This window comes from Cupriavidus sp. FW306-01-F10A (assembly GCF_058782785.1).
This window is the reverse complement of sequence record NZ_JBYSYA010000007.1, coordinates 286,637-313,376: the sequence shown is the minus strand read 5'-3', so window position 1 is coordinate 313,376 and position 26,740 is coordinate 286,637. Positions and strand designations below refer to the sequence as shown.

The 26,740-nt window shown below is 66.7% G+C and carries 24 protein-coding genes; 11 read left to right on the top strand and 13 right to left on the bottom strand.

Annotation, left to right across the window (positions count from 1 at the left end; all coding sequences use genetic code 11):
• From AC3WLF_RS13600 to AC3WLF_RS13570, 7 genes are all read right to left on the bottom strand, one after another.
• The coding region (locus AC3WLF_RS13600; RefSeq protein WP_492358372.1) for an ABC transporter ATP-binding protein at window positions 1-572 on the bottom strand (572 nt) is incomplete at its 3' end.
• Between the two features lie 49 nt (window positions 573-621).
• Entirely contained in the window at window positions 622-1,311 is a 690-nt protein-coding gene (locus AC3WLF_RS13595) for a DUF2848 domain-containing protein (protein ID WP_492317952.1), read from the bottom strand.
• A 68-nt stretch (window positions 1,312-1,379) separates the two neighbouring features.
• A complete protein-coding gene (locus tag AC3WLF_RS13590; RefSeq protein WP_492317953.1) occupies window positions 1,380-2,606 on the bottom strand; it encodes an ABC transporter substrate-binding protein in 1,227 nt (408 codons plus the stop codon).
• 47 nt (window positions 2,607-2,653) lie between these two features.
• Entirely contained in the window at window positions 2,654-3,997 is a 1,344-nt protein-coding gene (locus AC3WLF_RS13585; RefSeq protein WP_492351530.1) for an amidase, read from the bottom strand.
• A 2-nt stretch (window positions 3,998-3,999) separates the two neighbouring features.
• The gene (locus AC3WLF_RS13580) at window positions 4,000-4,380 is read right to left on the bottom strand and encodes a cupin domain-containing protein (RefSeq protein WP_492317955.1); all 381 of its coding nucleotides are present in this window, start codon (window positions 4,378-4,380) and stop codon (window positions 4,000-4,002) included.
• A gap of 45 nt (window positions 4,381-4,425) precedes the next feature.
• On the bottom strand, window positions 4,426-5,910 hold the full coding sequence (locus AC3WLF_RS13575; RefSeq protein ID WP_010812511.1) for a 4-hydroxyphenylacetate 3-hydroxylase family protein: 1,485 nt from the start codon (window positions 5,908-5,910) through the stop codon (window positions 4,426-4,428).
• A gap of 36 nt (window positions 5,911-5,946) precedes the next feature.
• Entirely contained in the window at window positions 5,947-6,492 is a 546-nt protein-coding gene (locus AC3WLF_RS13570; RefSeq protein WP_013952145.1) for a flavin reductase family protein, read from the bottom strand.
• A gap of 368 nt (window positions 6,493-6,860) precedes the next feature.
• Between AC3WLF_RS13570 and AC3WLF_RS13565 the strand changes: the two genes are divergently transcribed.
• A complete protein-coding gene (locus AC3WLF_RS13565) occupies window positions 6,861-8,084 on the top strand; it encodes an IscS subfamily cysteine desulfurase (RefSeq protein ID WP_492358371.1) in 1,224 nt (407 codons plus the stop codon).
• Here AC3WLF_RS13565 and AC3WLF_RS13560 read toward each other — a convergent pair.
• Window positions 8,081-8,623, bottom strand: a complete 543-nt coding sequence (locus tag AC3WLF_RS13560) for a MarR family winged helix-turn-helix transcriptional regulator (protein WP_492317957.1) — start codon at window positions 8,621-8,623, stop codon at window positions 8,081-8,083. The two genes, AC3WLF_RS13565 and AC3WLF_RS13560, sit on opposite strands and share 4 nt — an antisense overlap.
• A gap of 102 nt (window positions 8,624-8,725) precedes the next feature.
• Here AC3WLF_RS13560 and AC3WLF_RS13555 point away from each other — a divergent pair, with 102 nt between their 5' ends.
• Window positions 8,726-9,307 carry a hypothetical protein gene (locus AC3WLF_RS13555; protein ID WP_492351528.1) on the top strand — a complete coding sequence of 194 codons (582 nt, stop codon included), beginning with the start codon at window positions 8,726-8,728 and terminating at the stop codon, window positions 9,305-9,307.
• Between the two features lie 10 nt (window positions 9,308-9,317).
• On the opposite strand, the gene AC3WLF_RS13550 is transcribed toward AC3WLF_RS13555, so the two are convergent.
• Window positions 9,318-10,490 (bottom strand): M20 aminoacylase family protein, encoded by a 1,173-nt coding sequence (locus tag AC3WLF_RS13550; protein WP_492317959.1) that lies wholly within the window; start codon window positions 10,488-10,490, stop codon window positions 9,318-9,320.
• 25 nt (window positions 10,491-10,515) lie between these two features.
• Window positions 10,516-11,859 carry a DUF3100 domain-containing protein gene (locus AC3WLF_RS13545; RefSeq protein ID WP_492317960.1) on the bottom strand — a complete coding sequence of 448 codons (1,344 nt, stop codon included), beginning with the start codon at window positions 11,857-11,859 and terminating at the stop codon, window positions 10,516-10,518.
• A gap of 189 nt (window positions 11,860-12,048) precedes the next feature.
• Between AC3WLF_RS13545 and AC3WLF_RS13540 the strand changes: the two genes are divergently transcribed.
• Window positions 12,049-12,969 (top strand): LysR family transcriptional regulator, encoded by a 921-nt coding sequence (locus AC3WLF_RS13540; protein ID WP_492358370.1) that lies wholly within the window; start codon window positions 12,049-12,051, stop codon window positions 12,967-12,969.
• A gap of 18 nt (window positions 12,970-12,987) precedes the next feature.
• Here AC3WLF_RS13540 and AC3WLF_RS13535 read toward each other — a convergent pair whose 3' ends face one another.
• Window positions 12,988-14,223, bottom strand: a complete 1,236-nt coding sequence (locus AC3WLF_RS13535) for a CaiB/BaiF CoA transferase family protein (protein WP_492358369.1) — start codon at window positions 14,221-14,223, stop codon at window positions 12,988-12,990.
• A gap of 125 nt (window positions 14,224-14,348) precedes the next feature.
• Here AC3WLF_RS13535 and AC3WLF_RS13530 point away from each other — a divergent pair, with 125 nt between their 5' ends.
• The 3 genes from AC3WLF_RS13530 to AC3WLF_RS13520 all read left to right on the top strand — a co-directional run bounded on the left by AC3WLF_RS13530 (window position 14,349) and on the right by AC3WLF_RS13520 (window position 17,554).
• On the top strand, window positions 14,349-15,194 hold the full coding sequence (locus AC3WLF_RS13530; RefSeq protein WP_013952140.1) for an IclR family transcriptional regulator: 846 nt from the start codon (window positions 14,349-14,351) through the stop codon (window positions 15,192-15,194).
• Between the two features lie 123 nt (window positions 15,195-15,317).
• Window positions 15,318-16,316 (top strand): Bug family tripartite tricarboxylate transporter substrate binding protein, encoded by a 999-nt coding sequence (locus tag AC3WLF_RS13525; RefSeq protein WP_492358368.1) that lies wholly within the window; start codon window positions 15,318-15,320, stop codon window positions 16,314-16,316.
• Window positions 16,317-16,351: 35 nt separating this feature from the next.
• Complete coding sequence (locus AC3WLF_RS13520) at window positions 16,352-17,554, top strand: acyl-CoA dehydrogenase family protein (RefSeq protein WP_492358367.1); 1,203 nt, start codon at window positions 16,352-16,354, stop codon at window positions 17,552-17,554.
• 28 nt (window positions 17,555-17,582) lie between these two features.
• On the opposite strand, the gene AC3WLF_RS13515 is transcribed toward AC3WLF_RS13520, so the two are convergent.
• Window positions 17,583-18,494: a LysR family transcriptional regulator gene (locus AC3WLF_RS13515; protein ID WP_492317973.1), complete on the bottom strand. Its 912-nt coding sequence runs from the start codon at window positions 18,492-18,494 to the stop codon at window positions 17,583-17,585.
• Between the two features lie 98 nt (window positions 18,495-18,592).
• Between AC3WLF_RS13515 and AC3WLF_RS13510 the strand changes: the two genes are divergently transcribed.
• Window positions 18,593-20,206 carry a sulfatase family protein gene (locus tag AC3WLF_RS13510; protein ID WP_492358366.1) on the top strand — a complete coding sequence of 538 codons (1,614 nt, stop codon included), beginning with the start codon at window positions 18,593-18,595 and terminating at the stop codon, window positions 20,204-20,206.
• 63 nt (window positions 20,207-20,269) lie between these two features.
• Window positions 20,270-21,238 (top strand): Bug family tripartite tricarboxylate transporter substrate binding protein, encoded by a 969-nt coding sequence (locus AC3WLF_RS13505; protein ID WP_492358365.1) that lies wholly within the window; start codon window positions 20,270-20,272, stop codon window positions 21,236-21,238.
• A gap of 17 nt (window positions 21,239-21,255) precedes the next feature.
• Here AC3WLF_RS13505 and AC3WLF_RS13500 read toward each other — a convergent pair whose 3' ends face one another.
• Complete coding sequence (locus tag AC3WLF_RS13500) at window positions 21,256-22,185, bottom strand: LysR substrate-binding domain-containing protein (RefSeq protein ID WP_492317976.1); 930 nt, start codon at window positions 22,183-22,185, stop codon at window positions 21,256-21,258.
• Between the two features lie 153 nt (window positions 22,186-22,338).
• On the opposite strand from AC3WLF_RS13500, the gene AC3WLF_RS13495 reads away from it, so the two are divergent.
• The 3 genes from AC3WLF_RS13495 to cqsA all read left to right on the top strand — a co-directional run bounded on the left by AC3WLF_RS13495 (window position 22,339) and on the right by cqsA (window position 26,739).
• A complete protein-coding gene (locus AC3WLF_RS13495; protein WP_492351519.1) occupies window positions 22,339-23,328 on the top strand; it encodes a Bug family tripartite tricarboxylate transporter substrate binding protein in 990 nt (329 codons plus the stop codon).
• A 100-nt stretch (window positions 23,329-23,428) separates the two neighbouring features.
• Window positions 23,429-24,724: a hypothetical protein gene (locus AC3WLF_RS13490; protein ID WP_492358364.1), complete on the top strand. Its 1,296-nt coding sequence runs from the start codon at window positions 23,429-23,431 to the stop codon at window positions 24,722-24,724.
• A 722-nt stretch (window positions 24,725-25,446) separates the two neighbouring features.
• Complete coding sequence (gene cqsA, locus AC3WLF_RS13485; RefSeq protein ID WP_492358363.1) at window positions 25,447-26,739, top strand: alpha-hydroxyketone-type quorum-sensing autoinducer synthase; 1,293 nt, start codon at window positions 25,447-25,449, stop codon at window positions 26,737-26,739.
• Window position 26,740: the final 1 nt, after the last annotated feature.

Genomic DNA, 26,740 nt, shown 5'->3' with positions numbered 1-26,740 from the left:
AGCTGCGTGACGCGGTCCACGTCTTCGTGGCCCATGCCCTGCGTGGGCTCGTCGAGCAGCATCAGCTCGGGCTCCATCGCCAGCGTGGTGGCGATCTCCAGCGCGCGCTTGCGGCCGTATGGCAGGTTCACCGTCAGCGTCTGCGCGAACTCGGTCAGGCCGACCTGTTCGAGCAGTTCCATGGCGCGGTCATTGAGCACGTCCAGCGAGCGCTCGCTGCGCCAGAACTGGTACGCCGTGCCGAGCTGGCGCTGCAGCCCGATGCGCACGTTCTCCATCACCGTCAGGTGCGGGAATACCGCCGAGATCTGGAACGAACGGATCACGCCGCGCCGCGCGATCTGCGCGGGCTTTTCACGGGTGATGTCGATGCCGTTGAAAAGGATTGTGCCGGTAGTCGGCTCCAGGAATTTGGTGAGCAGGTTGAAGCAAGTCGTCTTGCCCGCGCCGTTGGGCCCGATCAACGCATGGATCGACCCGCGGCGCACCTGCAGGTTGACGTCGCTCACCGCGGTAAAGCCGCGGAAGGCCTTGCCGAGGTTGCGGGTCTCTAGTATCAGGTCTTGGTGCATGGCCTTGACTCCGTGGCGCTGCCTTGTCGGTTGGGATGGCGCGGCATGCTCAGCCCGCCACGGGCAGCGCAGCGACCGCGTACGCGTGGCGCAGCGTGCGCCCCAGCACCGGATCTTCCAGCTCGATTTCGAAGCGCTCGGCCGGGCGGATGCCGCCGATCGCGGGCAGCGTGCCGCACAGCATCGCCGAGCCTTCGCCAAAGTCGCCGCCATGGCCGCTGAAGCGCTGCAGCAGGTCCGCCGGGGAGCGCATGGCGGTCACCGGGCCTTCCTGGTACAGCACGCGCTCGCCGTCGATGGTGGCGTAGGAGCGCAGCACCAGCTGGTCCCAGTGGCCTTCCACCTCAGAAAGGAGCCACAAGGCCGACGCACAGGGCTTCTCGCACATCTGCTTGGACACGGTGATGCCGTAGGTCTCGGCTTCGCGGTCGGTATGGTCCGAGGCAATGCCCACCAGGATGTCATCGCCGTCCCGGACCAGCAGGAACTCGGCTTCGCCGCTGCTGGCCTCGCCGCTGACCTGGATCTCCGGGGCCGGCCCCAGGCGTTGCGCAGCCACGCGATAGAACACCGGGGTATAGGGCGGGCGCTTCACGCCCAGTTCTTCCAGTTCCCGGATGTGGGCTTCCATGGCTTCGACGTCGCGGCCGGTCCAGCCCGCCACGATGAGCTGGTGGATGGTGACGGTGCGTTGCGACTTGCCCTGGCGGCTGACGAGTTCAAAGGTGAGGGTCTTCATGATCGGTTGCCTCTCTGCAATGGGGTGGAGCGCCGGCTGGAATGCCGGCCTCGGTGAGGGATATGGGCTTACTTCCTGACCAGCGGGCAGGTGCTTGCGCTGAGCGGGCGGAACGCTTCGCTCGCGGGAATCACGCTCTTGATCTTGTAGTAGTCCCACGGCCGCTTCGACTCCTGCGGCCGCTTTACTTCGACCAGGTACATGTCGTGCACCATCAGGCCATCGGCGCGGATCGTGCCGTTCTTCGCGAAGAAGTCATTGACCGGGGTCTCGCGCATGCGCGCCAGCACGGCATCGCTGTCATCGGTGCGCGCGGCCTGGATCGCCTTCAGGTAGTGCGTGGTCGACGAATACACACCGGCATGCACCAGGGTCGGCATGCGTCCGGTCTTGTCGAAGAAGCGTTGCGACCACGCGCGCGTGGCGTCGTCGCGATCCCAGTAGAACGATGTGGTCAGCGTCATGCCCTGCGCGGCTTGCAGCCCCAGGCTGTGGATATCGCTGATAAACATGTGCAGCCCGGCCAGCTTCTGCCTGCCCGCGGTGTTGATGCCGAAATCCGCGGCGGTCTTGATCGCATTGACCGTGTCGGCGCCAGCGTTGGCCAAACCGATCACCTTCGCACCCGAGGACTGTCCCTGCAGCAGGTAGGACGACAGGTCGGCGGAGTTGATCGGATGCCTGGCCTTGCCCTTCAGGGTACCGCCGACACTGGACAGCGCCTCGGTGCCGTCCTTCTCCAGCGACGCGCCCAGGGCGTAGTCGACCGTCAGGAAGTACCAGCTGTTGTCGCCGCGCCGGGCCAGCGCCTTGACCGTGTTGGCGGCAAAGGCGTAGGTGTCGTACGAGTACTGGATGGTGTAGGGCGAGCAGTCTTCATTGCTCAGGCGCGTGGTGCCGGCACCGCTGGCGATGACGATCTTGTGCTTGAGCTTGCCCAGGTTGGACACGGCCAGCGCGACCGAGGACGGCAGGGCGTCCTGGATCACGTCGACCTTCTGGTTGTCGAACCAGCCGCGCGCCAGCGTGGCGGCGACGTCGGTCTTGTTCTGGTGGTCGGCGCTGACCACCTGGATGGGGGCGCCCAGCACCTTGCCGCCGAAATCGTCCACGGCCATCTGCGCGGCCACCACGGAGCCCTTGCCGCCGATATCGGAAAAGATCGACGACATGTCGGTCAGCACACCGATCTTGACCACGCCGTCGCTGATGGGGGCCGGGTCGGCTGCAGAAGCAGTCGCCGCAAACAGGATGGCGCAGGCCAGTACGGCGGCGCCGGTACGGATATCAGGCATTGTTGTCTCCACTGTAGTTATGGGTACTTCTGTACTGCTGCGGGGGCTCAGCCCCGCTCGTGCCGCAATGCCGCCTCGATGCCCATGCCGATGGCCAGCAGCCTGCGGTCGGACAGGTGGCGCCCGAACAGCATCAGGCCCACCGGCGCGTCGCCCAGGCGATGGCATGGGACCGACAGCGCGCACAGGTCGAGCATGTTGGCGATGGCCGGGTTGCGCAGCAGCAGCCGGTTGGTGCTGAAGAAGGCTTCGTCGTCGTCCAGGTCCGCGATGCGCGGCGCCACGACCGGCACGGTGGGCAGGACCACGGCATCGAATCCCGCCAGCTCGGCATCGGCCTGCCGGCACAGCTCGCCCCGGCGCTGCAGCATGCGCAGGTAGTCGGCGGCACGCTGCCCGTCAGCCAGCCGGATGCGCGACAGCACGCGCGGGTCATAGCGATCGGCCTGCTCAGCCAGCAGGCTGCCGTGCCAGGCACTGGCTTCCGCGGCGACCAGGCCGCCGTTCGCGCCGATGCCGGCCAGCTGGTCCCAGCTGTCGAAGCTCACGTCCTGCAGCAGCGCGCCCGCCGCGGAGAGCCGGCGCAGCGTGCGGCTGAAGACCTCGGCCACCTCGTCCGACATGCCTTCCAGTACCAGGCCGGTGGGCACCGCCAGGCGCAGCCCTGCCAGCGGCGCCGGCCCCGCGGGCGGCGCCTCGCCCGCCATCACGGCATCAACGGCGGCGCAGCACGCCACGGTGTTGGCCAGGCAGCCCACCGAGTCACAGCTGGGCGACAACGGCACCGTGCCCTGCAGCGGCACGCGCCGCGCCGTGGGCTTGAAGCCGGCGATGCCGCACAACGCGGCCGGGATCCGGCACGAGCCGCCGGTGTCGGAGCCGATCGCGGCCAGGGCCATGCCGTCGGTCACCGACACCGCGGCCCCCGACGACGAGCCACCGGGAATGCGACCCGTCTGCCGGTCGTAGGGATTGCGTGGCGTGCCGTAGTGCGGATTGATGCCGACGCCCGAGTAGGCGAACTCGGTCATATTGGTACGCCCGACAAACACCGCCCCCGCCGCACGCAAGCGCGCGATGACCGGCGCGTCGGCACTGGCCGCACGCTCCGGCAGCACACGTGCGCCGGCGCGGGTCACGTCGCCCTGCACGTCGAACAGGTCCTTGACCGACACCGGCACGCCCGCCAGCGGGCCGGCCACGCCCTGCTCGCGCAGCATGTCGCTGGCCTGGGCCTGCTTGCGCGCCGCCATGCTCACGCCATGCGGGAATACGCGCGCGCCCTCGCCGCCTGGATTGCAGATACGTTCGACGCATGACGCCAGCAGGGACAGCGCGTTGGCACTGCCCGCGGCAAGCTGGCGCTGCGCGGTTGCGATGGTCGCTTCCATGATCAGGCCGGGTCGTAGTAGTGGATCTCCAGCAGCATGCAGCCGCCGTCGGACTTGAACGGGCCGTGGAAGGCGCCGGGCGGGCGGCAGGCGTAGGTGTTGGGGACGAAGGCTTCGCCGCCCTTGCCATTGGCGTCGTTGCCGACGGTCAGGTCGCCGCTGAGCAGATAGACCTCTTCCCAGTACTCATGCACGAAGGGCGAGGTGGTGAACACGCCGGGCTGGAAGCGCAGCAGGCGCGTACGGCTGCCGCTGCGGCCGTTCTCGTCCAGCGAGCCGGCCAGGATCTTCTGCTGGATGCCCGACGGATAGCCGTGGGGGACCTCCCAGCCGGACTCCAGGTCCAGGGTGTGGAACTCGTCGTGAAGTTTGGTGATTGCCATGTCGATCTCCGTGTTCGATGCGGGAATTGGGAAAGGTGCGGAACGTCAGGCGGCCTGCGGCAGCTTGGCCAGTTCGCTTTCAAGGGAATAGCTGCCGAGCATGTTGTCGACCAGGCCGGATGCGTTCTGCCAGTCGTAGGTGCGATAGGCATGCCCCTTGGTGACAAAGGTGGCGCCGGCATAGAACATCTCGTACTGGTTGTGGCGCGACGCAAACTCGGAGCCGACCGCGTCCCAGGCGAGCTTGAAGAACTTGACGCGCTCTTCCGGGCTGCACACCGGCGACTTCTGCGTCTTGGCGATGATCCCGGCGAGCGACGGATTGGCGAAATCCTCGATGCTCGACGGCAGCATGATCATGCCGCCGCCGGCCAGCTCGCGCAGCGTGGCCAGCACCTTGCCGTAGAGCTGCTGGGTCACCACCTGCGAGCCGTACAGCATGCTGCGGTCCGGCACGAAGTAGCCATGCTTGCCGACCTGGCCCTTGGCCTCCATGCCGTAGACCCAGGCCTCGACCATGCCTGCTTCGGCGGCGAGCTGGCCCAGCATTTCCCTGACCTGCGGGAAGCTGTTGGTGCCGTTGATCTCGGTGATGCGGTGCGCCAGGCCTACCAGGAAACGCAGCTTCACCATCAGCCGCACCTGGCACTGGTAGTTCTGGTAGACGTGCGCCGGCGTGGCGTGGAATTGCCTGGCGCACAAGCCCACGTCGCCCGCGACGAAGATGCGCTCCCACGGCACCTTGACGTCGTCGAAATAGAGCACCGCGTCGTTCTCGTCAAAGCGGCTGGCCAGCGGGTTGTCGAACACCGAGGTGGCATTGGCTTCATACGACTTGCGCGACATCACCTTCAGGCCCTTGGTGTTCATCGGCACTGCGAAGGACAGCGCATACATCTCGTCGCCCTCGCGCAGCGGCTGGATGCAGCTGCAGAAGACCTCATTGGCCATGATGCCGCTGGTCGCCAGCATCTTGGCGCCGCGCACGGTGATGCCCTCCGCGTCCTGGTCGACGATGCCCACCGCCAGGTACTTGTCTTCCTGCTCGTGCGCGGACTTGGACTGGTTGGCCTGCGGGTTGACGATCACATAGGTGAGGAACAGGTCGTTGTCGCGGGCATAGCGGTAGTAGTCGCGCAGCGCGCCGGCACGTGCCGGATCGGCCTGCTCGAAGACATCGATGCCCATGTACATGCCCGAGATGCAAGAAGCCACGTGGTCGGGCGAGCGGCCCATGAAGCCGTAGTGCAGTTCGGTCCAGGCTTCCAGCATCTGGCGGCGTTCGACCAGTTCGTTGTAGCTGGCCGGCAGCTCCCAGATCCGGCTGACGCGCCGGTCGGTGCCCGCCGGCTGGAAGGTCATCTTGTCGATATTGCCCGGCTGCGCCTGGAAGTCGTAGAGGTTGGCGTAGCTGCGGATCGAGTTGCGGAAGGCCGGGTGGCTGGTGACATCCGTCACCCGCTTGCCGTCCAGGTACACCTCGCGGCCATCGCGCAGCATGGCGATGTGCTGGTTACCGGTCTTGATCATGTCGTTCTCCTGTGCTGACTGTCTGTTCTTGTGGATTCAGGCGGCGGCCGGGCTGTCTTCCAGTGCCCGGTACTTGCCGCCAAAGAAGATGAGGGGCCGGCCGTCCTGGCGGGCCTGGTGACGGACCACCCGCCCGATAAAGATCACGTGGTCGCCGCCGTCGTGCATGGCATAGGGCTCGCACTCGAAGGTGGCCAGCGCGTCCGGCAGCAGCACGTGGCTGTCCTCGTTGCGCTTGCTGAAACCGATGCCTTCCCACTTGCCGGAATTGGCCCTGGCGAAGCGGTTCGAGATATCCTGCTGCGCCTCGGCCAGCACGTTGACGGCATAGCGCCGCGCGCTGCGCAGGTCGCCCAGGCTCAGGCAGCGGCGGTCCACCGAGAACAGCACCAGCGGCGGGTCCAGCGATACCGAGTTGAACGACGCCACCGTGATGCCGACCGGCAGCCCTTCTTCGCGCGGCGCGGTAATCACGGCAACGCCTGTTGCAAACATCGCCAACGCATTCCTGAAGCGGCGGTGCGCTTCTGCGTCCGCTTCGGCGTCCGCTTTGACGCCCTGACCAACAGATGACTCAGCCATCACGACTCCTACGCAAGTGTTCTCACCAAACCGGTTACTTTGTTTATTTACCTTTGTAATTTAGGTTTTATTGAATGCTAAAAAACAACGCTATTCAAGTTGGTGGAAACCCTAGAAGGCGGAGCCGGACAGCCCTCCGAGGCGACTCAATGAAGTTCGGAAACCCTTTCTGGACAAGGCTTTCCGGTTAGCGAACAGGTGGCGCCATGCAACCGGAATTGCAGCTGTCCGCGCGTCAAGCAACCCTACCGGCAGCATGGCGCTGCCGCGAACGGCCGCTACCCGGTGCTAGACTCGGCCCCACTTTCCTTGACCAGCGGGTACGCTTTGCCCACGGTCGTCCCCATCCGCCTCCAGGAATGAGCGCTATGCAATCCGAGCCGAAGACCCTTCCGATCTACATGGACTACAGCGCGACGACACCGGTCGACACCCGGGTCGTCGAGAAGATGGTTCCCTACCTGCACCAGCAGTTCGGCAACCCCGCATCGCGCAGCCATTACTACGGCTGGCAGGCGGAAGAGGCAGTCGAGGCCGCGCGCGCGCATGTGGCGGCGCTGCTGAATGCGGACCCGCGCGAGATCATCTGGACCTCCGGCGCGACCGAGGGCAACAACCTGGCGATCAAGGGCGCGGCGCATTTCTATCGCGGCAAGGGCAACCACATCATCACCGTCAAAACCGAGCACAAGGCCGTGCTCGATACCTGCCGCGAGCTGGAACGGCAGGGCTTTGAGGTGACCTATCTCGACGTCGGCACCGACGGCCTGGTCGACCTTGACGCGCTGCGAGCGGCCATGCGGCCGGACACCATCCTGGTTTCGGTGATGATGGTCAACAATGAGATCGGCGTGATCCAGCCAGTCGCGCAGATCGGCGAGCTATGCCGCGCGGCGGGGGTGGTGTTCCATTGCGATGCGGTGCAGGCCGCCGGCAAGATCGCCATCGACCTGGATACCCTGAAGATCGACCTGCTCACCGTGACGGCGCACAAGGTCTATGGCCCGAAAGGCATCGGCGCGCTCTACGTGCGGCGCAAGCCGCGCATCCGCATCGAGGCGCAGATCCACGGCGGCGGGCATGAGCGCGGCATGCGCTCAGGCACCCTGCCAACGCACCAGATCGTGGGCATGGGCGAGGCCTTCAGGCTGGCAAAGCTCGAACTTGCGGAGGAAGCGCGCCGCGTGGGCGCGTTGCGCGACCGGTTGCTGGCGGGGCTGTCGCGGCTGGACGAGGTCTACGTCAACGGCAGCCTGGCGCACCGTATCCCGCACAACCTGAACATCAGCTTCAACTATGTCGAAGGCGAGTCCCTGATCATGGGCATCAAGGACGTGGCGGTGTCGTCAGGCTCGGCCTGCACCTCGGCTTCACTGGAGCCCTCGTTCGTGCTGCGGGCGCTGGGCCGCAGCGACGAGCTGGCACATAGCTCGATCCGCTTTACGCTTGGGCGATACACCACCGCGGCAGAGGTGGACGAGGTCATCCGGCAGGTCAGCGAGACCGTTACCCGCCTGCGTGAACTGAGCCCGCTATGGGAGATGCACCAGCAGGGCATCGATGTCGGCACGGTGCAGTGGGCCGCGCACTAGCCCTTCTGCCGGCGCGCCTGCAGATGTTCGAGATCCAGCGCGGCGCGATCGCCGTTGGCGACCAGCCGGTCGACCACCGAGCACAGCACCTTGAATTCGGTGCGGGAAACGCCGTCGAACAATACGTCGTTGATCTGCTGCTGCACCGGCAGCAGTTCATTGAGCAGACGGGTCCCGGCGGCGGTGATGGTCAGACGCATCTTGCGCTTGTCTTCGGGATGGGCCTTCTTGTCGATCAGCCCCAGCTTCTTGAGCTTGCCGGTCTCGATGGTGATGAACGGGCCGCTCAGGTGCAGATGGTCGGCGAGCTGGTTGACCGTCACCTCGCCTTGCTGCGACAGGTGCAGGATCGAGCGGATCAGCGAATACTGGACCCCCGTCAGGCCGATCAGGCTGCCAAAGCCGTCGCGCACGGACAGCAGGCGCGCGGCAAACGGCAGCAGGCCATTCACCAGGTGCCGGAATTCACGGTCCGAGCCGTCGACCAGGCACGCCGGATGCGTAACGGTCAGGTTCTTGTTTGCAGAAGTCGTTGCCATCGGCGGAATGTCCACTTAGCTTTTGATGCAAGCTTTGTGCCAAATTCTATCAAACTCCCCGCAACACCCGCCCCTCCCTTAATCCAAACGCCTGAGTCCAGCATGAACACAATCCCGCTCGCCACCGCCAAAGCCCGGCTGGCCCAATACGTCGAGGCCAAAGACAACAATCGTCCGGCGCTGATCCACGAAGCCTTCGCTCCGGATGCGTCGCTGACCTTCTCGATCGATACCGACTCCATCAGCTTCCCGCCCAAGGCCGAAGGCGCGGATGCCATTGCCGCGACGCTGGTCAGCGAGTTTGCGAAGACGTTCGACCGCTGCCGGACCTACTACCTCGGCGACGTTGCGGCGGCGCTGGACGGCAACGCCATGACGATCCCCTGGCTGGTGGTGATGCGGGAAACCGCGGCCAGCGCCTTGCGCGTCGGCAAGGGCGATTACCGCTGGGGCTTTGCCGCCGGCGATGACGGCACGTACCGTATCGCCAGCCTGCATATCCATATCGAACGGATGGACACGATCGCCGATCCCGGCGCGGTCACGTTGGCGGCCTTGCAGGCGGCACTGCCCTATCCCTGGCTGCCGGCGCCGGTGCTTGCTGCCAGCATCCAAGCGCAAGCCAGCGCGCAACCCGCGCTGGGGTTCCTGAATGTGTTCGCGCAAGCGGCCCGCATGCCTTGACGGGCGCGGGTCATCTGGCCGGCAATTGCTGCGCGACCAGCGCCACCCAATACGCCGCGCCCAGCGGCAGGATCCTGTCATTGAAGTCGTAGTAGGGATTATGCAGCGGCGGGTCCTCCGCGCTTTCACCCGCGCCGATGCCGATATAGGCGCCGGGGCGCTTTTCCAGCATGAAGGCGAAGTCCTCCGATCCCATTGCCGGCTTGATATCGGTCTTCACGTTGTCGGCGCCCACCAGTTGGGCGGCGGCGGCAATGGCAGCGTCGGTCTCGGCGGGGGTGTTGACCACGCCGGGGTAGCCGGGGCGGTAGTCAATCGCGATCCGCGCGCCGTGGGTCGTGCCCACGCCCTCGCAGATCTGCCGCATCGCGGTTTGCATGCGGTCGCGCACCGCGGGGTTCAGCGTGCGGATGGTGCCGCGCAGCACCACCGACTCAGGCAGCACGTTCCAGGTATCGCCGCCGTGGATCTGCGTGATGCTGACCACGACCGCATCGGTGGGATCGGTGCGGCGGCTGGCAATGGTCTGCAGCGCGGTGACCAGGTGCGCGGACACGACCACGGAATCGATGCCGTGGTGCGGCTGGGCGCCATGTGCGCCCTTGCCGGTGATGACGATCTCGAAGTTGTCGAGGAACGCGGTCATGGTGCCGGCGCGGATGGCGAACTTGCCGCGCGGCAACTGGGGGAAGTTGTGCATGCCATAGACGGCATCGGCCGGGAACTGGTCGAACAGGCCCTCTTCCACCATCACGCGGCCGCCGCCTTCATTCTCCTCGGCGGGCTGGAACACGAAATGCACCGTGCCGCGGAAGGCATCGCGGTGGCGCGACAGGTGCGCGGCCGCGCCCAGCAGCATGGCGGTATGGCCGTCGTGGCCGCACGCGTGCATCTTGCCCGCGCAGGTGGAAGCGTGGGCGGCCTTGCCCAGCTCCTGCATGTTCAGCGCATCCAGGTCCGCGCGCAGCGCGATGCTGGGGCCGTCGCCGTTGCGCAGGGTGCCGACCACGCCCGTCGTCGCCAGCCCCCGCTGCACCTCAATCTCCATCAGGCCCAGCGCCTGCGCCACGATGCCGGCAGTGCGGTGTTCTTCGAATGCGGTTTCTGGAACAGCGTGGATGTCGCGGCGCCAGGCCAGCATGTCCTGGCGGATGTCGTCGGCAATGTCGGGGTCGCGGTACATGGGTAATCCCTGCTACGGGTGGGGTTCAGTGGAAGAACTCGGCAATCAGCGTGGCGCCGAGGAAGGTACCGGCCGTGGCCGTCAGCGAAACCACCACGATGCGCCAGCCGAGCAACCGGAACACCGGCAGGTCCTTGGCCACCGAGAAGCCCGCCAGCGCCAGCACCGGCGTGGTGAAGGTCATGAAATTGAGTTTTTCCGTCATGGCGATGACGGCGTCGGAGAACGGGAACATCCCCGGCACGCCGATCAGCGTGACCACCACCGACATCGTCAGCAGCAGCGGCACGCGCGGGAACACGCGCTTGAGCAGGTCGCAGGCCGCCACGATGGCAATGGCCACCAGGATGCCCTTGAGCGATACCGACAGCGGCACGTTGTATGACAACTTGTTGCCGATCAGCACGCCGGCGCCGACCACGAACCAGCCCAGCGCGGCATCCCGCGCCGAGGTGCCATGCGCCAGCGCGCCATCGAGCTTGACGTCCTGCACCTCGCGCATGGCGTCACGGCGCGAGAAGCGGCCCAGTACCGGCTCCAGCTTGCCGTACAGCCATGAGCACAGCGGCAGCGACAGGAACAGCGTGAAATAGAAGCCGGCCACCGAGGTCAGCAGGTTCGACGCCGCGGCAATCGCCATGATCTCGGAAGCCTGCCCGGGGTGCTGCGCGACGATGGCGCCGACGGCCGCCGCCATCAGGCTGCCCGAGCCCACGCCGGCACCCATGGCCAGCGAACGCGGATCGAAGATGCCCAGGCTGCTGACAAACCCCGACAGCACCGCGATGAAGAGCGCGCCCAGCACGGTGCCGGTGATGTACTCGGCCAGCACGCCGCGGCCTTCCGGCGACGCCATGCCGTATTTCTCGCCGATGATGACGATATTGCCCTCGCGCCCAACCGAGAAGGTCGCGCCGACGGCCTCGCGCTTGATGCCGAGCAGCAAGGCCAGCGGCAGGCCCAGCGCCAGCGTCCCGAGCGCGTGCCCGAACTCCTGGAACAGCAGCGCCCAGCCCGCGTCCTTGAGCTGCGGCAGCGCGCCGCCCACGGTCAGGCCGAGCTTCACCACGAACAGCAGCAGCCCGGCATTGAGCAGCCCGGTGGCAAGCGATTGCAGCGGCGCGTCGATGCGCACCGCGCGCGGCACGTTCCGGGCCGCGATGCCCCACGCCGCGGCCATCAGCAGCGCCCACAGCATCGGCATCAGCACGACCTTGCCGGGTCCCAGCTTGAACTGCACCGCGCCAATGGTTTCGGCAATCGCCACCACGGCCAGCGTGACAACGGCCAGTCGTACCTTGCCACTGCCGGTGACGGCGGCAATCGGGGAAGCGGACGCAAGCGCCGGCTGGGCAATGGGGTTGGTCATCGGGTGTCTCCGCGGGAAGGCTGCTTATGTCGCACAAACGTGCTCTCTTCGGCATTCCGGTTCGATCTTGACCGCTTACCGAGAAGGATCAGGCTAGTATTCCGGCGCCTGAGCGTTTCATCAATGATCGTGATATGGGAAACTTGTTGCATTCAATGCAACGCTCAAGCGGAGTGACACGTGCTTTCGATGGACGACAAACTGGACACGCGGCGCGTGCGCTACTTCATGCAGGTGCTCGACAGCGGCTCGGTCCGCGGCGCCGCCGAAGTCCTCGACATGGACCCCTCAGCCGTCAGCCGGGCCATCGCCGTGCTGGAGAAAGACTGCGGCACGCGCCAGCTGGAGCGGCATGGCCGCGGCGTGGTTGCCACCGAGGCGGGCGATCTGCTGGCCGCCTATGTCCGCAACCAGAACAACCAGAAGCAGCAGTTGCTGGCCGAACTCGACAGCATCCAGAAGGTGGCGCGCGGCCATATCGACATCGTGGCGGGCGAAGGTTTCGTGGAATGGCTGATGCGCCATAGCCTGCGCACCTTCATGCTGGCCCACCCGGGCATCACGGTGGACCTGTCGGTGGGCAGCACCGACGAGATCGTGCAGCGCATTGTCGATGGCAGCGCCCATATCGGACTGGTGTTCCAGCCGCCCAGGGACGCGCGGCTGCGCTGCCACCACGCCCATCCGATGCCGATCCAGACCCAGGTGCTGGCCTCGCACCCGCTGGCGCAGCTGGGCCGGCCGCTGGACCTGCAGGACCTGCTGCCCTACCCCGGCGCCACCCTGCACCGGACCTTCGGCGTGCGCCAGCACATCGAGGCCGCAGAGATCAGCGAGGGCGTGCGCCTGCAGTCGCTGCTGACCACCTCGTCATTCAATGCGCTGGGGCATTTCGCGGCGGCGGGGCTTGGCTATGTCCTGTGTACGCGCCTGGCCTTGTGGAACCAGCTTAACGAGGCGCCCGTGGTGTCGCTGCCAATGAAAAACCCCCTGCTTTACCAGGGGGAAATCCAGACCGTGTCGCGCCAGGGCCGGGTGTTGTCGCCGCCGGCGGCACGGCTGTTGCGGCAGATCGTGGGGGATTTCTCGGCGCTGATGACTGGGGAGTGAACCTTCGCGCCCGGTGTGTCAGACCACACCCTCCGCCCGCAGCCGGGCCAGCTCCTCATACCCGATGCCAAGCCGCCCATAGACCTCGGCATTGTGTTCGCCCACATCCGGCCCGGTACGCGGTGACGGCGGCGCATAGCCCGAGAAGCGCGGCACCACGCATGGCGCCGGCACCGAGCCCAGATCCGGATCGGGCAGCCGGACGATGGCCTGGCGCGCCGCCATCTGCGGATCGTCGACGATGTCGGCGATGCTGAATACCTTGCTGAACGGCACCTGGCACTGCACCAGCCGCGCCGCCACGGCGGCATAGGGCTGCGCGGCAAACCACTCCGCAATGCTGCCGTCCAGCGCTTCGATATTGCGCACGCGCCCGGCGTTGGTGGCGTATTCCGGCGCCTGCGCCAGTTGCGGCGCGTCCATGGCCTCGGCGAGCCGGCGGAAGGTGGCGTCGGAGGAGGCCACTACCGTGACCCAGATCTCGTCCGCGGTGCGGTACATGTTGGACGGCGCCGCGTAGGTGGTGCGGTTGCCGGCGCGCTGGCGCACATGCCCCAACTGTTCATATTCGATGGCCAGCGGATCCAGCAGGCGGAACAACGCCTCGGTGGCGGCCAGGTCGATCTCGCGGCCGCGCTGGCCGGGCCTGGCGTGCTGCTCTGCCACCGCAGTGGCAATCGCAAAGGCGCCGAACAGCCCGGCAATCATGTCTCCCACCGGGTAGTTCATATGCATCGGCCCGCTCTGCGCGGTGCCCGCCAGGTTGGTGAAGCCGCTCCTGGCTTCAAAGATGCGGGCAAAGCCCGGCCGCGCCGCATCGGGCCCGGTCTGGCCGAAGCCGGTCAGCCGCAGCACGATCAGCTTCGGGTTAGCCGCATGCAGGGTGTCGAGATCCAGCCCCCAGCGCGCCAGCGTGCCGGTGCGGAAGTTCTCGACCAGCACATCGAACTGGGGCAGCAAGCGCAGGAAGATCTCGCGGCCGCGCGGCGTGCGCACGTCGAGCGAGATGCCGCGCTTGCCGCGATTGGTCACCTTCCAGTACAGGGCGTGGTCCTCGGTAACCGGCTCCAGCCCGCGCAGCGGATCGCTGCCGTCGGGCAACTCCAGCTTGACCACATCGGCGCCCATGTCGGCACACAGCGTGGCGGAAAACGGGCCGGCCACCACGGTGGCCATGTCGAGGATGCGCAGTCCGCCCAGCGGGCCCGTGCAGTGTGCGTCTGGCGATACAGCGTGTGTGTCCTGGTCTTGCATGGCGGGCCTCCGGCGGCATTGGCGTCTGCTGCAAGGTGGCAGGCGGCTGGCCCGGATGCAAGCACGGTTTCGCTGTGCGGAACGGTCGTGCTACAACATTGACGCCCCCATCTCCGGATCCCAGCATGGAACCCAAGCAACCACCGCACAGCATGGACCGCAACCCGGAACACCTGCCCCTGCCAGGCCTGGCCAGCGAAGATGCACTGGCCACTGACCGCCAGTTCGCCACCAACCTGGCGCGCGGGCTGGAGGTGCTGCGTGCCTTCACGCCGTCCAGCCCGGTGCTGGGCAACCAGGACATCGTGGCGCGCACGGGGCTGCCCAAGGCGACGGTGTCGCGGCTGACCTACACGCTGGGGCTGCTCGGCTTCCTGAGCCGCGTGCCCGGCAACCAGAAGTACCGGCTGGGCGCCGGCGTGCTGGCGCTGGCCTACCCGATGCTGGCCGGGCTGGCGATCCGCCAGGTGGCGCGGCCGTATATGGAGGCGATTGCGCGTGAAACCGGCTGCACGGTGAACCTGGGCATGCGCGAGCGGCTGTCGGTAGTGTACGTGGACAGTTGCCGGCTGGATCCCGGCAACCTCTACCAGCCGGACATCGGCAGCACCCGGCCGCTGCTGGCCAGCGCGATCGGCCGCGCGGTCTTGCTGGCCTGCAGCGCCGACGAGCGCACGGCACTGCTGAACCGGCTGCGCGTGGACGATCCGGAGCGCTTCAACGTCGAGCGCCAGATGTGGGCGGACGACCAGAAGCACTTCCGCGCGCACGGTTACTGCCTGAGCCGCGGCGAGTGGCGGCCAGAGATCCACGCGATCGCGGCACCCGTGCGCCAGTCGCTGCACGAAGACCCGTTTGCGCTGAACTGCACCATCGCCGCATCGCGCAACCGCGACAACATGCTGGAGCGCGAGGTGGCGCCAAGGCTGCGCGAGGCGGTGCGGCAGATCGAACTGAGCTGCGCGCGCTAGCCGACAGGACGCAGCAATGCAGTCCGCCGGCGATGTCGCCGGCAATGACAAGCGGCCCGCCAGAGGCCCGCATGAAAACGCGCCGCGGGAAATCCCCCGGCGCAGGCAACCCAAGGAGACAAGATGGATGCCATCCAACCGTTGCGCCAGCTCGCTGCCGGCATGCTGGCCTGCGCCGCGCTGATGCCGCTGCCATTGCCGGCCGCCCCTGACAATGCGGCGCGCTTCCCGGACCGCCCGATACGGATCATCGTGCCGTTCTCGGCGGGCGGCGTGGTCGACTCCGTCACCCGCATCACCGCGGATAACATGGCGCGGGTGCTGAAGCAGCCCGTCATCGTCGAGAACAAGACCGGCGCCGGCGGCGCCATCGGCGCGGACTTCGTCGCCAGGTCGCCCGCCGACGGCTATACGCTGCTGGCGGTCAGCCCCAGCTATGTGGTCGGGCCGCTGCTGAACCCGTCGATCCAGGGCAAGAGCGGCAAGGACTTCCGCGCGGTGGCGGGCATTGGTGCCGTACCCAACGTGATCGTGGTGCCGGCTTCGTCGCCGCTGCGCACGCTGCCTGAACTGCTCGATGCCGCGCGCAGCAAGCCCGGCACGCTGACCTACGCCAGCGCGGGCGTCGGCACCTCGAACCATCTGTCGGCGGAACTGCTGGCGCAGATGACGCAAGTGAAGCTCACCCACGTGCCCTACAAGGGCCAGCCCGAGGCCATGAGCGACCTGCTGGGCGCGCGCGTCTCGATGATGGCGCTGACCTCGGCCATTGCCCGCCAGCAGGTGCAAAGCGGCAAGCTGCGCGCGCTGGCGGTGACTTCGGCAAAGCGCTCGGCCGTGATGCCCGACGTGCCCACCGTGGCCGAAGCCGCGCGCCTGCCCGGCTATGAAGTGGGCGGGTGGTTCGGCCTGGTCGCGCCGCAGGGCACGCCGGACGCGGTGGCGCGCAAGCTGGCCGAGGCCGCCGCGCAGGCCACATCGGACCCCACCACGGCACGCCGCCTGGCCGAACTCGGCATGGACCTGGCACCGCAATCCACCGCCGCATTCGACCGCTTCCTGGACACGGAAACCAGGAAATGGACCGGCGTGCTGAAGACCGCCGGCATCACGGCACAGTAGCCGCATACGCTCATCCAACCTACCGGAAACATCCCATGATCCGCGACTCCGCCCGCCAGCAAGCGCTGCTTGCCGATATCCGCCGCTTCGTGCTCGAAACCTGCATCCCGCTAGAGGCGGAGATCGACCGCACCGATGTCATCCCCGAGCCCGTGGTCGAGCAGATGCGCCGCCTCGGCCTGTTCGGCCACAGCATCCCTGAAGCGTACGGTGGCGCAGGGCTGACCACCGAGGAACTGGCGCTGGTGAACATCGAGGTCTCGCAGGCCGCCACCGTGTTCCGTGCCCGCTTTGGCGGCAACACCGGCATCGCCTCCGAATCGCTGGTGGCCGACGGCACCGAAGCGCAGCGGCAGCGCTACCTGCCGCAACTGGCCTCCGGCAAAGTGACCGGCTGCTTTGCGCTGACCGAACCGGAAGCCGGCTCCGATGCGACATCGCTGCAAACCACCGCAAGGCAAGACGGCGATCACTACGTGCTGAACGGCAGCAAGTGCTTTATCACCAATGCCCCGATCGCGGACCTGTTCACCGTGTTCGCCCGCACCGATCCCGATACGCCCGGCGCGCATGGCATCAGCGCCTTCCTGATCGAACGCGGCACTCCCGGCCTCAGCACCAGCGAACCGGAACGCAAGATGGGACAGCACGGCTCGCCGGTGGGCGATGTCTACCTGAAGGACTGCCGCGTGCCGGCCAGCGCCATCGTCGGCGGCAAACCCAATGTCGGTTTCAAGACGGCGATGAAGGCGCTCAACAAGCAGCGCATCAACCTGGCCGGCTTGTGCGTGGGGCCCGCCATCCGGCTGGTCGACGAGATGGTCCGCTACGCGGCGCAGCGCCGGCAGTTCGGCAAGCCGATCGCGGACTACCAGCTGGTGCAGCAGATGATTGCCGACAGCAATACGGAACTGCACGCCGCCCGCGCACTGGTGCTCGACACCGCGCGCAAGCGCGACGCTGGCGAAGACGTGACCATGGAGGCGTCGATGTGCAAGCTGTTCGCCTCGGAGATGGCCGGCCGCGTGGCCGACCGCGCGGTGCAGGTATTTGGCGGCAGGGGCTACATGGCACGCACCGTGGCCGAGCGCTTCTACCGCGATGTGCGGCTGTTCCGGCTGTATGAGGGCACGACGCAGATCCACCAGCTCAATATTGCGCGCAGGACGATGGAGGCGCGGGGGGCGGCGCTGGAGGGGAGCGGGCCTGAGCCAGATGCGAGGCAACCGGCGCGGTAGCCGGATGGCGTCCTTGCTGACTATCTGACTATCCGTGCGCGCTGGCAGCCAGCGCGTCCATGAACGCCTGCCGCAGCGGCGTCTGCTCGGTGTCCCGGCGCCGGAGCACGCCGACCATGCCCTCGCGCCGGTATGGCAGCCGCAATATCGCCACCTGCCCCAGGCGACTGAAGAATGCTGCCATCCGGCCTGACATCACGGCCAGCAGCTCTCCCTGCTGCAGCAGCGACACGTTGGCAAGCAACGTCGCGCTCTCGATCCGCACGCATGGCGCGGGTTCGCCGGCCAGTGCCAGTTCGTAGTCCAGCTCGCGCCGGATCTGGCTGGTCACGGGCGGCCCCACCCAGGTGTAGGCGCGCGTATCCGCCCACCCGACCTTGCGCTTGCGCGCGAGCGGATGCGTGGGGCCGGCGATCACGCGGATAGTCTCCGGATATAGCAGGTCGCAGCGCAGCGCGCCGTCGATGCCCTGCACTTCGGTACGTCCCATGACGAAGTCCAGCCGCCCTTCGCGCAGGGCCGGCAGCATCTCTTCGACGGTGCCCTCTGCCAGCGTCAGGTGGGCATCGGGAAAGCGCTCGCGAAACCGGCTGATCGCCGACGGCAGCAGATCGACCGATACGGTTGGCGTCGCGCCGATCGCCAGTTGCCCGGCCGCGCCTTCCGCCATCACGCGAATGGTGGCCTGGGTGCGTTCGATCTCATTGAGGATGGTGCGGGCATGCACCACCAGCGCTTCGCAGAAGCGGGTCGGCACCAGGCCGCGCGAATGCCGCTCGAACAGTGCCACCCCCAGTTCACTCTCCAGCTCGGCCAGCCAGCGGGACAGGGCCGGCTGGGTCATGTTCAGGCGCGCAGCGGTACGGCTGACATTGCGGGTTTCATGTAGCGCCACCAGCACATGCAGCTGGCGGATACGCATCCGTTGGGTCCAATCCATGGTATGAGTTTCAGGTTATAGCAGAGGTCATATTAATCATTTCAATGGAATCGCGGACGATGCAATAATTTTTCCATCCCCCGCAAGCCGCCATTGCCATGCCCCCGTCCAGCATTCCCGCCAGCGCCCGCCCCAATTTCCTGCTGTTCATCACCGACCAGCATCGCGCCGACCATCTCGGCATCTATGGCAACGCCGTGGTGCAGACGCCCAATATCGACCGGCTCGGCAGCCATGGCTGGGTGGCAGAGCGCTGCTATGTGGCCTCGCCGATCTGCATGCCGAACCGCGCATCGCTGATGACCGGGCGCATGCCGTCGGTCCATGGCGCGCGCCACAATGGCATTCCCTTGCCGCTGTCACAGACGACGTTTGTCGAGCGGCTGCGCGATGCCGGCTATCGCACGGGGCTGGTCGGCAAATCGCATCTGCAGAACATGACCGGCCTTGCGCCAGTCTGGCCACGTCCCGGCGATCCGCGCACGGAGGGCGAAGCGCGCCGGCCTGAAAGCGGGCGCTTCGACCAGGAATGGGGACCGGCCTGGCGCGACGATCCTGACTTCGCCATGTCACTGCCGTATTACGGCTTTGCCGACGTGCAGCTGGTGACCGACCATGGCGACACGGCCGGCGGGCATTACCGGCGCTGGCTGGAGCAGCGCCATCCCGAGGTAGCGCGCGCGTGCGGCCAGGAGCAGGCCATCCCGACACCAGGCTATGTGTTGGCCGAAGCGCGGCAGGCCTGGCGCACGCGCGTACCGGAAACGCTGTCGACCACGGCATGGATCGGCGATCGCACCATTGACCTGCTCGGGCAATACGCGCAAGAGGACGCCCCCTTCATGATCCAGTGTTCGTTTCCGGATCCCCATCACCCGTTCACGCCACCCGGCCGCTTCTGGGACATGTACCGGCCCGAGGACATGGCCCTGCCGCCCTCGTTCGACGCCGATCCGGCGCTGGCGCCGCCGCACCTGCGCTGGATGCACGCGCAGCGCGACGCCGGCCGCGCCGTCAAGCATACGCCGGCGATGTTCGCCTGCACGGCGCGCGAGGCCCGCGAAGCGCTGGCGCTGAACTATGGCTCGATCGCGCATATCGACGACACCATCGGCCGCGTGATGACGCACCTGGCCGCGCTCGGCCTGGATCGCAACACTGTGGTCCTGTTCACCAGCGACCATGGCGACTTCTTCGGCGATCACCAGTTGCTCTGGAAAGGGCCGCTGCACTACCAGGGCCTGATCCGCACGCCGCTGATCTGGTCGGAACCCGCAGCGCGCACGGCCACCGATGCCCGCGCCGCGCGCAGCCAGGCACTGTGCTCGAGCATCGATATCGCGCCGTCGATCCTCGCGCGCGCGGGCTGCGCGCCCTACAACGGCATGCAAGGCCTGTCGCTGCTGCCCGCCATCGCCGGCGAGGCATTGCCGCGGGAAGCCCTGCTGATCGAGGAAGAGAACCAGCGCACCATGTTCGGCTTCCCGATGCGCACGCGCATGCGGACGCTGCAAACCGCGCGCTATCGGCTCAGTGTGTACGAAGGCGCGCCGTGGGGCGAACTCTACGACCTTGAAAGCGACCCAACCGAATCGCACAACCTGTGGGATGCGCCGGCGCTGGCAGGCACGCGCCAGGCGCTGCTGCACCAGTTGCTGGTCACGATGATCTCGCACAGCGACGCCAGCCCCAATCCGACCGCGCTTGCCTGAATCGGGTCCGCCCGCACCACCAGCGGCAGCACCCCATGACAACAATATCCACGGAGACAACCCATGACACGCCGTCCCTTCAGAATGCTGATCGCCGCAGCCATGCTGGCGGCCGCGGTCCCCGCCTGCGCGCAGGATGCCTACCCGGCCAAGCCGGTCCGCCTGATCGTCAACTTTCCTGCAGGTGGCCCGCTCGACACCGTGGCACGGCTCATTGCCGAGCGTGCCGGGCGCGACCTGAAGCAGCCGGTCGTGGTGGAGAACCGCTCCGGCGCCGGCGGCAACATCGGTGCCGAAGCCGTCGCGCATGCGACGCCGGACGGCTACACGTTGCTGATGTCGACTGACACCGTGGTCACCGTCAACCCGTTCGCCTATCGCAAGATGTCGTTCGACCCGGTCCGCGACCTGGAGCCGGTTGGCCTGGCCGGCACCTTCAATCAGGTGCTGGTCACGCATCCCGGCCTGAAAATCCGCGACCTGAAGCAGTTCCTGGCTGCCGGCAAGGACAAAGACCTGTCCTATGCATCGGCTGGCGTAGCATCGCCGGGCCATATCGTGTTCGAGATGCTGAAGGCGCGCACGCAGATCCGGGGCACCCATGTCCCCTACAAGGGCAATGCGCCAGCACTGAGCGACGTGCTCGCGGGCCAGGTACCGGCAGGATTCCTGGCCACGCCGACCGCCGTGCAATACATCAAGGGCGGCAAGCTGGTCGCGCTTGCGGTGTCCGGCCTCAAGCGCGACCCCTTGCTCCCGGACGTGCCGACGGTGGCAGAGACCGGCATCGCCAACTTCGATGCCGAGTTCGCCTTCGTCATGTTCCTGCCCTCAGGCACGCCCGCGGCCATCCGTGCACGCTGGGAGCAGCAGCTCAAGACCGTCTTCGCGGACGCGGATTTCCAGAAGAAGCTGCTGGCGCAGGGCGTGCGGCCGCAGACGAGCAACGGCGCGGCGGCAACGCAATGGCTCGCCGCGGGGCGTACGCGCTGGGGCGAACTGATCCGCAAGCTCGGCGTGTCCCTGGACTGAGCGACTGCCCGGGGCCTTCAGCCCCGCCCCCGCCCCGCCTTCTCCGCCAGCGGCGAGCGCACGCGAAAATGCGCCGCCAGCAGCGCCGCGAATTCCTCCGCGATCTCCGATGGCGCGGAATGCCCGGAGAACGCCATGCGCACCTCCACCGGGCAGCGCGGTGCGAGCGGCACCACCCGCAAGCCGTGCCCGAATACCGCCGCGACATAGGGATTGACGATCCCTATGCCCGCCCCTTCGGCCGCCATCGTGCAAATCGTGCCTGAGTAAGTGGTCTCGATGGTCGCCGACGGCTCGACGCCGGCTTTTTGCATGAGCCGCTGCACCGCCAGGTGCAGCGCATCGTCTGCGTTCAGCAGGATCAGGAACTGCCCGCGCAAGTCGCGCACGCGAAGGGTGTCGCGCGCCGCCAGCGGGTGTTCCGGGTGCATGACGCACACCGCTCCCGACTGATGCACCACGTTGACATCCAGGTGCGGATGGTCGATCTCGCTGGTGGTCAGCACCAGGTCGTACAGGCCATGCAGCAACCCTTCACGCAGCTGGTGCCCGCCGACCGTTTGCAGGCTGATATGCACGTCCGGGTGCCGCTCCGTGAACGGCCGGATCACCTTGGGCATCACCCCCAGCCCGAGCGAAGGCGTGCAGCCGATACGCAGCACGCCGGTGCCGGACTTGCGCAGCACCGCCACGTCCTGCTCGATCCGCGCCAGCCCCTGGAAGTGGTTCTGCACCGTGTCGAACAGGCGCCGCGCCTCCTGCGTCGGCCGCAGCCGGCCCTTCTGGATATCGAACAGCTTCAGTTCAGTCGCCGCCTGCATCTGGGCCAGCAAACGGCTCACCGACGGCTGGGTCGTATGCAGCATGGCAGCGGCCGCGGTCGTGGTTCCGGTCAGCATGACCGCGCGGAACGCCTCGATCTGGCGGAAGTTAAGGGGACGGGACATGGCATCGGCAAGGGACGGGCGAGTCGGGCAATGTATATCAAATCTGCATAGGGTGCATTGAACAAAGAATTATTCAGAATGCCAACCCCTCCTCTACACTCGCTTCGCATTGCCGCTTCCAGACGGCAGGACCAGAACCCAAGGAGAAAAGTGATGAAGCGGCATTCGCCCCGGAATGTTTGGAAAGGCGGGATCGTTGCGGCCGTGCTGGCCATCGCCGGCACCGGCAGCGCGCTCGCCCAGCCGGGTTATCCGGACCACACGATCCGGATCATCGTGCCGTTCAGCGCCGGGGGCAGCTCGGACCTGCAGGCACGCATGCTGGCCGACCGGCTGGGCAAGCTCTACAAGCAATCGGTAGTGGTCGAGAACCGGCCCGGCGCCGGCGGCCATATCGGGGGCAAGGCCGTGGTCGATGCGGCGCCCGACGGCTACACGCTGCTGCTGGGCTCGCTGGGCCTGCACGCCACCTATGCCACCTTCAAGAAGCTGAACTACAACCCCGCCACCGATCTCAAGGTCGTGACGGTGCTGGCGGAGATGCCGCACGTGGTGGTGGTCAACCCGAAGCTGGCGGTGAACAACCTGCAGCAACTGGCCAGCCTGGCGCGCCAGCAGCCAGACACGCGGACCTTCGGCTCGGCCGGCGTCGGGTCCTCGGTGCACATGATGGGCGAGCTGTTCCGCCTCAACGCCAATGCGCCGATCACGCACGTGCCATACAAGGGCAGCTCAGCGGCCATGACGGATCTTCTCGGCGGCCAGATCGACATGATGTTCGAGAATCCGCCCACCACGCTGGCCTATATCCGCTCCGGCAAGCTCAAGGCGCTGGCGGTGACCGGCAAGACCCGCTCGGCCGCGCTGCCCGATGTGCCTACTGCCAGCGAAGCCGGCTACCCGTCGTTCGTGGCGACTTCCTGGACCACGGTTGCGGTTGGCGCCAGGGTGCCCGATGCGATCGCGGACAAGCTCAACGCCGATATCCGCCAGATCGTGGCCACGCCGGAGTTCCGGCAGGGACTGCAAGAGCAGGGCATGACCCCGGTGGCCAATACGCGCGATGCCGCGCAGAAGTTCGTCGCCGCGGAGAAAGTGCGCTGGGACCAGGTGATCCTGAAGGGCAAGATCACCGCCGAATAAGCGGCTTCCATCCGCGCACGGACACTCCCCTTCATGGCTGGACGCGCGGCCAGCCATTGAACTTTCCAGACTTCAGCTTCAACACGGACACACACGCTTCATGTCAACGGAACGCATCATTGCCACGCCGCTGCCCTGCCGCCGCGTCGGCGCGGGCGAGCATCATCACTTCTTCGGCTACTACAACAAGACCAACTGGGACCGCAGCGGCCGCTACCTGCTGGCGCAGCGTGTGCCGATGGCAGATGCCGACCTGACGCCCGGCCTGGTTGCCGAGATCGGCTACTTCGACCTGCAGGACAACGACCGCTTCCATCGCGTGGGGGAAACCACCGCGTGGAACTGGCAGATGGGCTCGCAGCTGCAATGGCTGGATGGCGAAGCACAGCGCCAGCTTGTCTACAACTGCCGCAGCCGGGACGCGAAGGCCTTCTATCCCCACCTGGGCGCCACCATCTTCAACCTCGACACCGGCGAAGCGCGCCAGCTGCCGATGCCGGTCTATGTGGTCGCGCCGGACAGCCGTTACGCGCTGTGCGCGGACTACCGCCGCCTCTACGTCACGCACCAGACCATCGGCTACAGCGACCACGGCACCCAGCCCGCGCTGGACAATGCGCCCGCCGACGACGGCATCCACTACATGGACCTGCGCACCGGGCAGACGCGCCTGATCGTGAGCTACGCTGACCTGCGCAACTTCCATCCGCGCGCCTCGATGGACAAGGCCATCCACTGGGTCAGCCACATCGAAATTAACCCGTCCTCATCGCGCGTGCTGCTGCTGCACCGCTGGACCGAACGGGTCGAGGACGAAACCTGCTTCCTGCACCGGCTGATCACGGTCAATCCGGACGGCAGCGACATGCGCTTGCTCGAATGCTCCGACCATCCGCTGCCGCAGCTTGCCGAAGATTTCGATCCGAACGCGGTCGGCACCTTCGACTATGAGAAGTCCGAGTACCAGATCTCCCATCCGCTCTGGCAAGACGATAGCAGTATCATCGTGTGGGGGCCGCACGCGGGCAGCATCCACTACCACCTCTACCACGACAGCCCCGGCGGCAAGGTTGAAGTCATCGGCGACGGCATCCTGACCGAGAACGGTCACATGACCTTCTCGCCCACCAACAAGCGCTGGCTGCTCAGCGACACCTATCCCGACGCGCACACCAACGAGCGCGTGCTGTTTCTCTTCGACATGGCGCAGGGCGTGCGCCATGACCTGGGCAGTTACTACACCAGCCCGTTCCTGAAGAAGGAAAACCGCTGCGACCTGCACCCACGCTGGAGCCGCGACGGGCGGCACGTGTGCATCGATTCGATCCACGACTCCGAGCGGCAGATGTATATCGTCGACGTTTCCGCGCTGACCGACGAGGCAGGCCAGGCGTAAGGCGCCCCCCCGACACAAGCGTCGCAGCACGCTGCTGCCCTGTACCCCTGCGCCAAAGGCACCAGCCTGGAAGCGCATGGGCAGCGCCCTCTCTCCGAAGCCCCCCTCCCCCACACGCCGCCAGCCGGGTCACGCTGGCGACAATTGCCGCCGGCCGCAACCTGCGTACCTGGCAGTCCCCTTGTCTCCCGCCCTTGGTGCCAAGTCCGATGTTGCCCCGCCTCCTGGCTATGGCGCGCTGCCGCAGCCGCCTGCCTGTAAACAGGGCGTGCAAAAAGGGCGTTCTTCACCAAAACTGATGATGAGCATTCGGCAGTCCCGGGCCTGACAAGGTCCCGCCAAAGCGCGAGCCACGCCCGGTCCGGGCTTCAAGGACCGGCGCAGTAGGTAGCGCAAGCATCACAAAAGTGATGCAAAAAGCATTTTTCAGTGAGAAATCGGCCTATCGGCCGGCGAAGGTGCGGCCACGACGCGGCTGTCTCAACCCGGCACCCCCCACTCCAAACGGACGTTGGATTGGGGGAAGTCCGGTCACAATCGCTGAGCAAGGCTGGCACAGTGGTCGCTACGTCAACAGGACTCCCCCGACTTGTCAGCAATGGCACCTCGCCGGAAGGACTGGGTGCGGCCGCGTCGCGCGCGAACGGCAGCTTTTGCCGCAACCGCCATGCAGAGCCTTGCCACCGATCTCACTGATTACCCGACCTGTAGAAGGAAAGCCGATGTTCTCCGAAGCCGAGCCTCCGCACCCGATGCGCCACGCCTCTCGCGCCAAAGCCCCCACGCTGCCGCCATGGATCACGGCGCGGATGGCACAACATTTCGACGAGCGGATGGGCAAGCTCTGGGGCGGCGATCATCTGCTTCACGGACGCACGCCCGGGCCCGATGCGCTGCACCTGAGCAGCAACGACTATCTCTGCCTGCTCGGCGAATCCTCGCTGATACAGGCGCAGGCGCGGGCCTTCCTCAATGAGGAGCCGGAGTTGCTGATGTCGTCCGTGTTCCAGCACGGCGACACCCCGCAGCGGCGGGTCGAGCGCAAGATCGCAGACCTGATGCAGGCCGAGGACGGGCTGATCGCCCAGTCCGGCTGGGCCGCCAACGTCGGCCTGGTGCAGTGCATTGCCGGCCCCGGCATTCCGGTCTATATCGACATGAACGGGCATGCCTCCCTTTGGGAGGGCATCATCGCCGCGGGCGCGCAGGCCGTGCCGGTGCGCCACAACGATTGCGAGCACGTGCGCCGCCAGCTGGAGCGCTTCGGCCCGGGCGTGATCATGGTGGACTCGGTCTACAGCACCACCGGCAGCGTGGCGCCGCTGGAGGACTATGTCGCCCTGGCCGAGGCATCGGGCTGCGTGCTGGTGGTGGACGAGTCGCACTCGCTCGGCACCCATGGGCCGTCTGGCGGCGGCCTGGTGCGCGCGCTCGGGCTGTCCGAGCGCGTACACTTCCGCACGGCCTCGCTGGCCAAGGCGTTTGCCGGCCGCGCCGGCTATGTTGCCTGTTCGACCGACTTCAAGGACTTCTTCGCGGTTGAGTCCCGGCCGGCCATTTTCAGTTCCGGGCTGCTGCGCCATGAGGTTGCGTGGTTCGATGCCGTGACGGATTTCGTCGCCACGGCGGATGAGCGCCGTGCGCGCCTGCACGCCATCACCCGCGACACCCGGGCTGCGATTGCCGAACTGGGCTACAACATCAGCGAAGGCTCCGAGCAGATCATCGGCCTGGAGGCGGGAACCGAGCCGCAGGTCAAGGTGCTGCGCGATGCGCTGCAGAGCCGCGGGATCTTCGGCGCGGTATTCTGTGCGCCGGCAACACCCAAGAATCGGGCATTGATGCGACTTACGCTGCATGCGAAACTTGCCGCCAATGAAATCGACCGCCTGGTCGGCGTGCTCGCCAGTATCCGCGACGAAGTCCGGCTGGATGAATGGTCCTCGACGCGCCGGGCCCGGCGCAAGTCTCAAAATCCCACAAGCGGGCCGCTGGCAGGCTCCCGCGAGGAGTAGT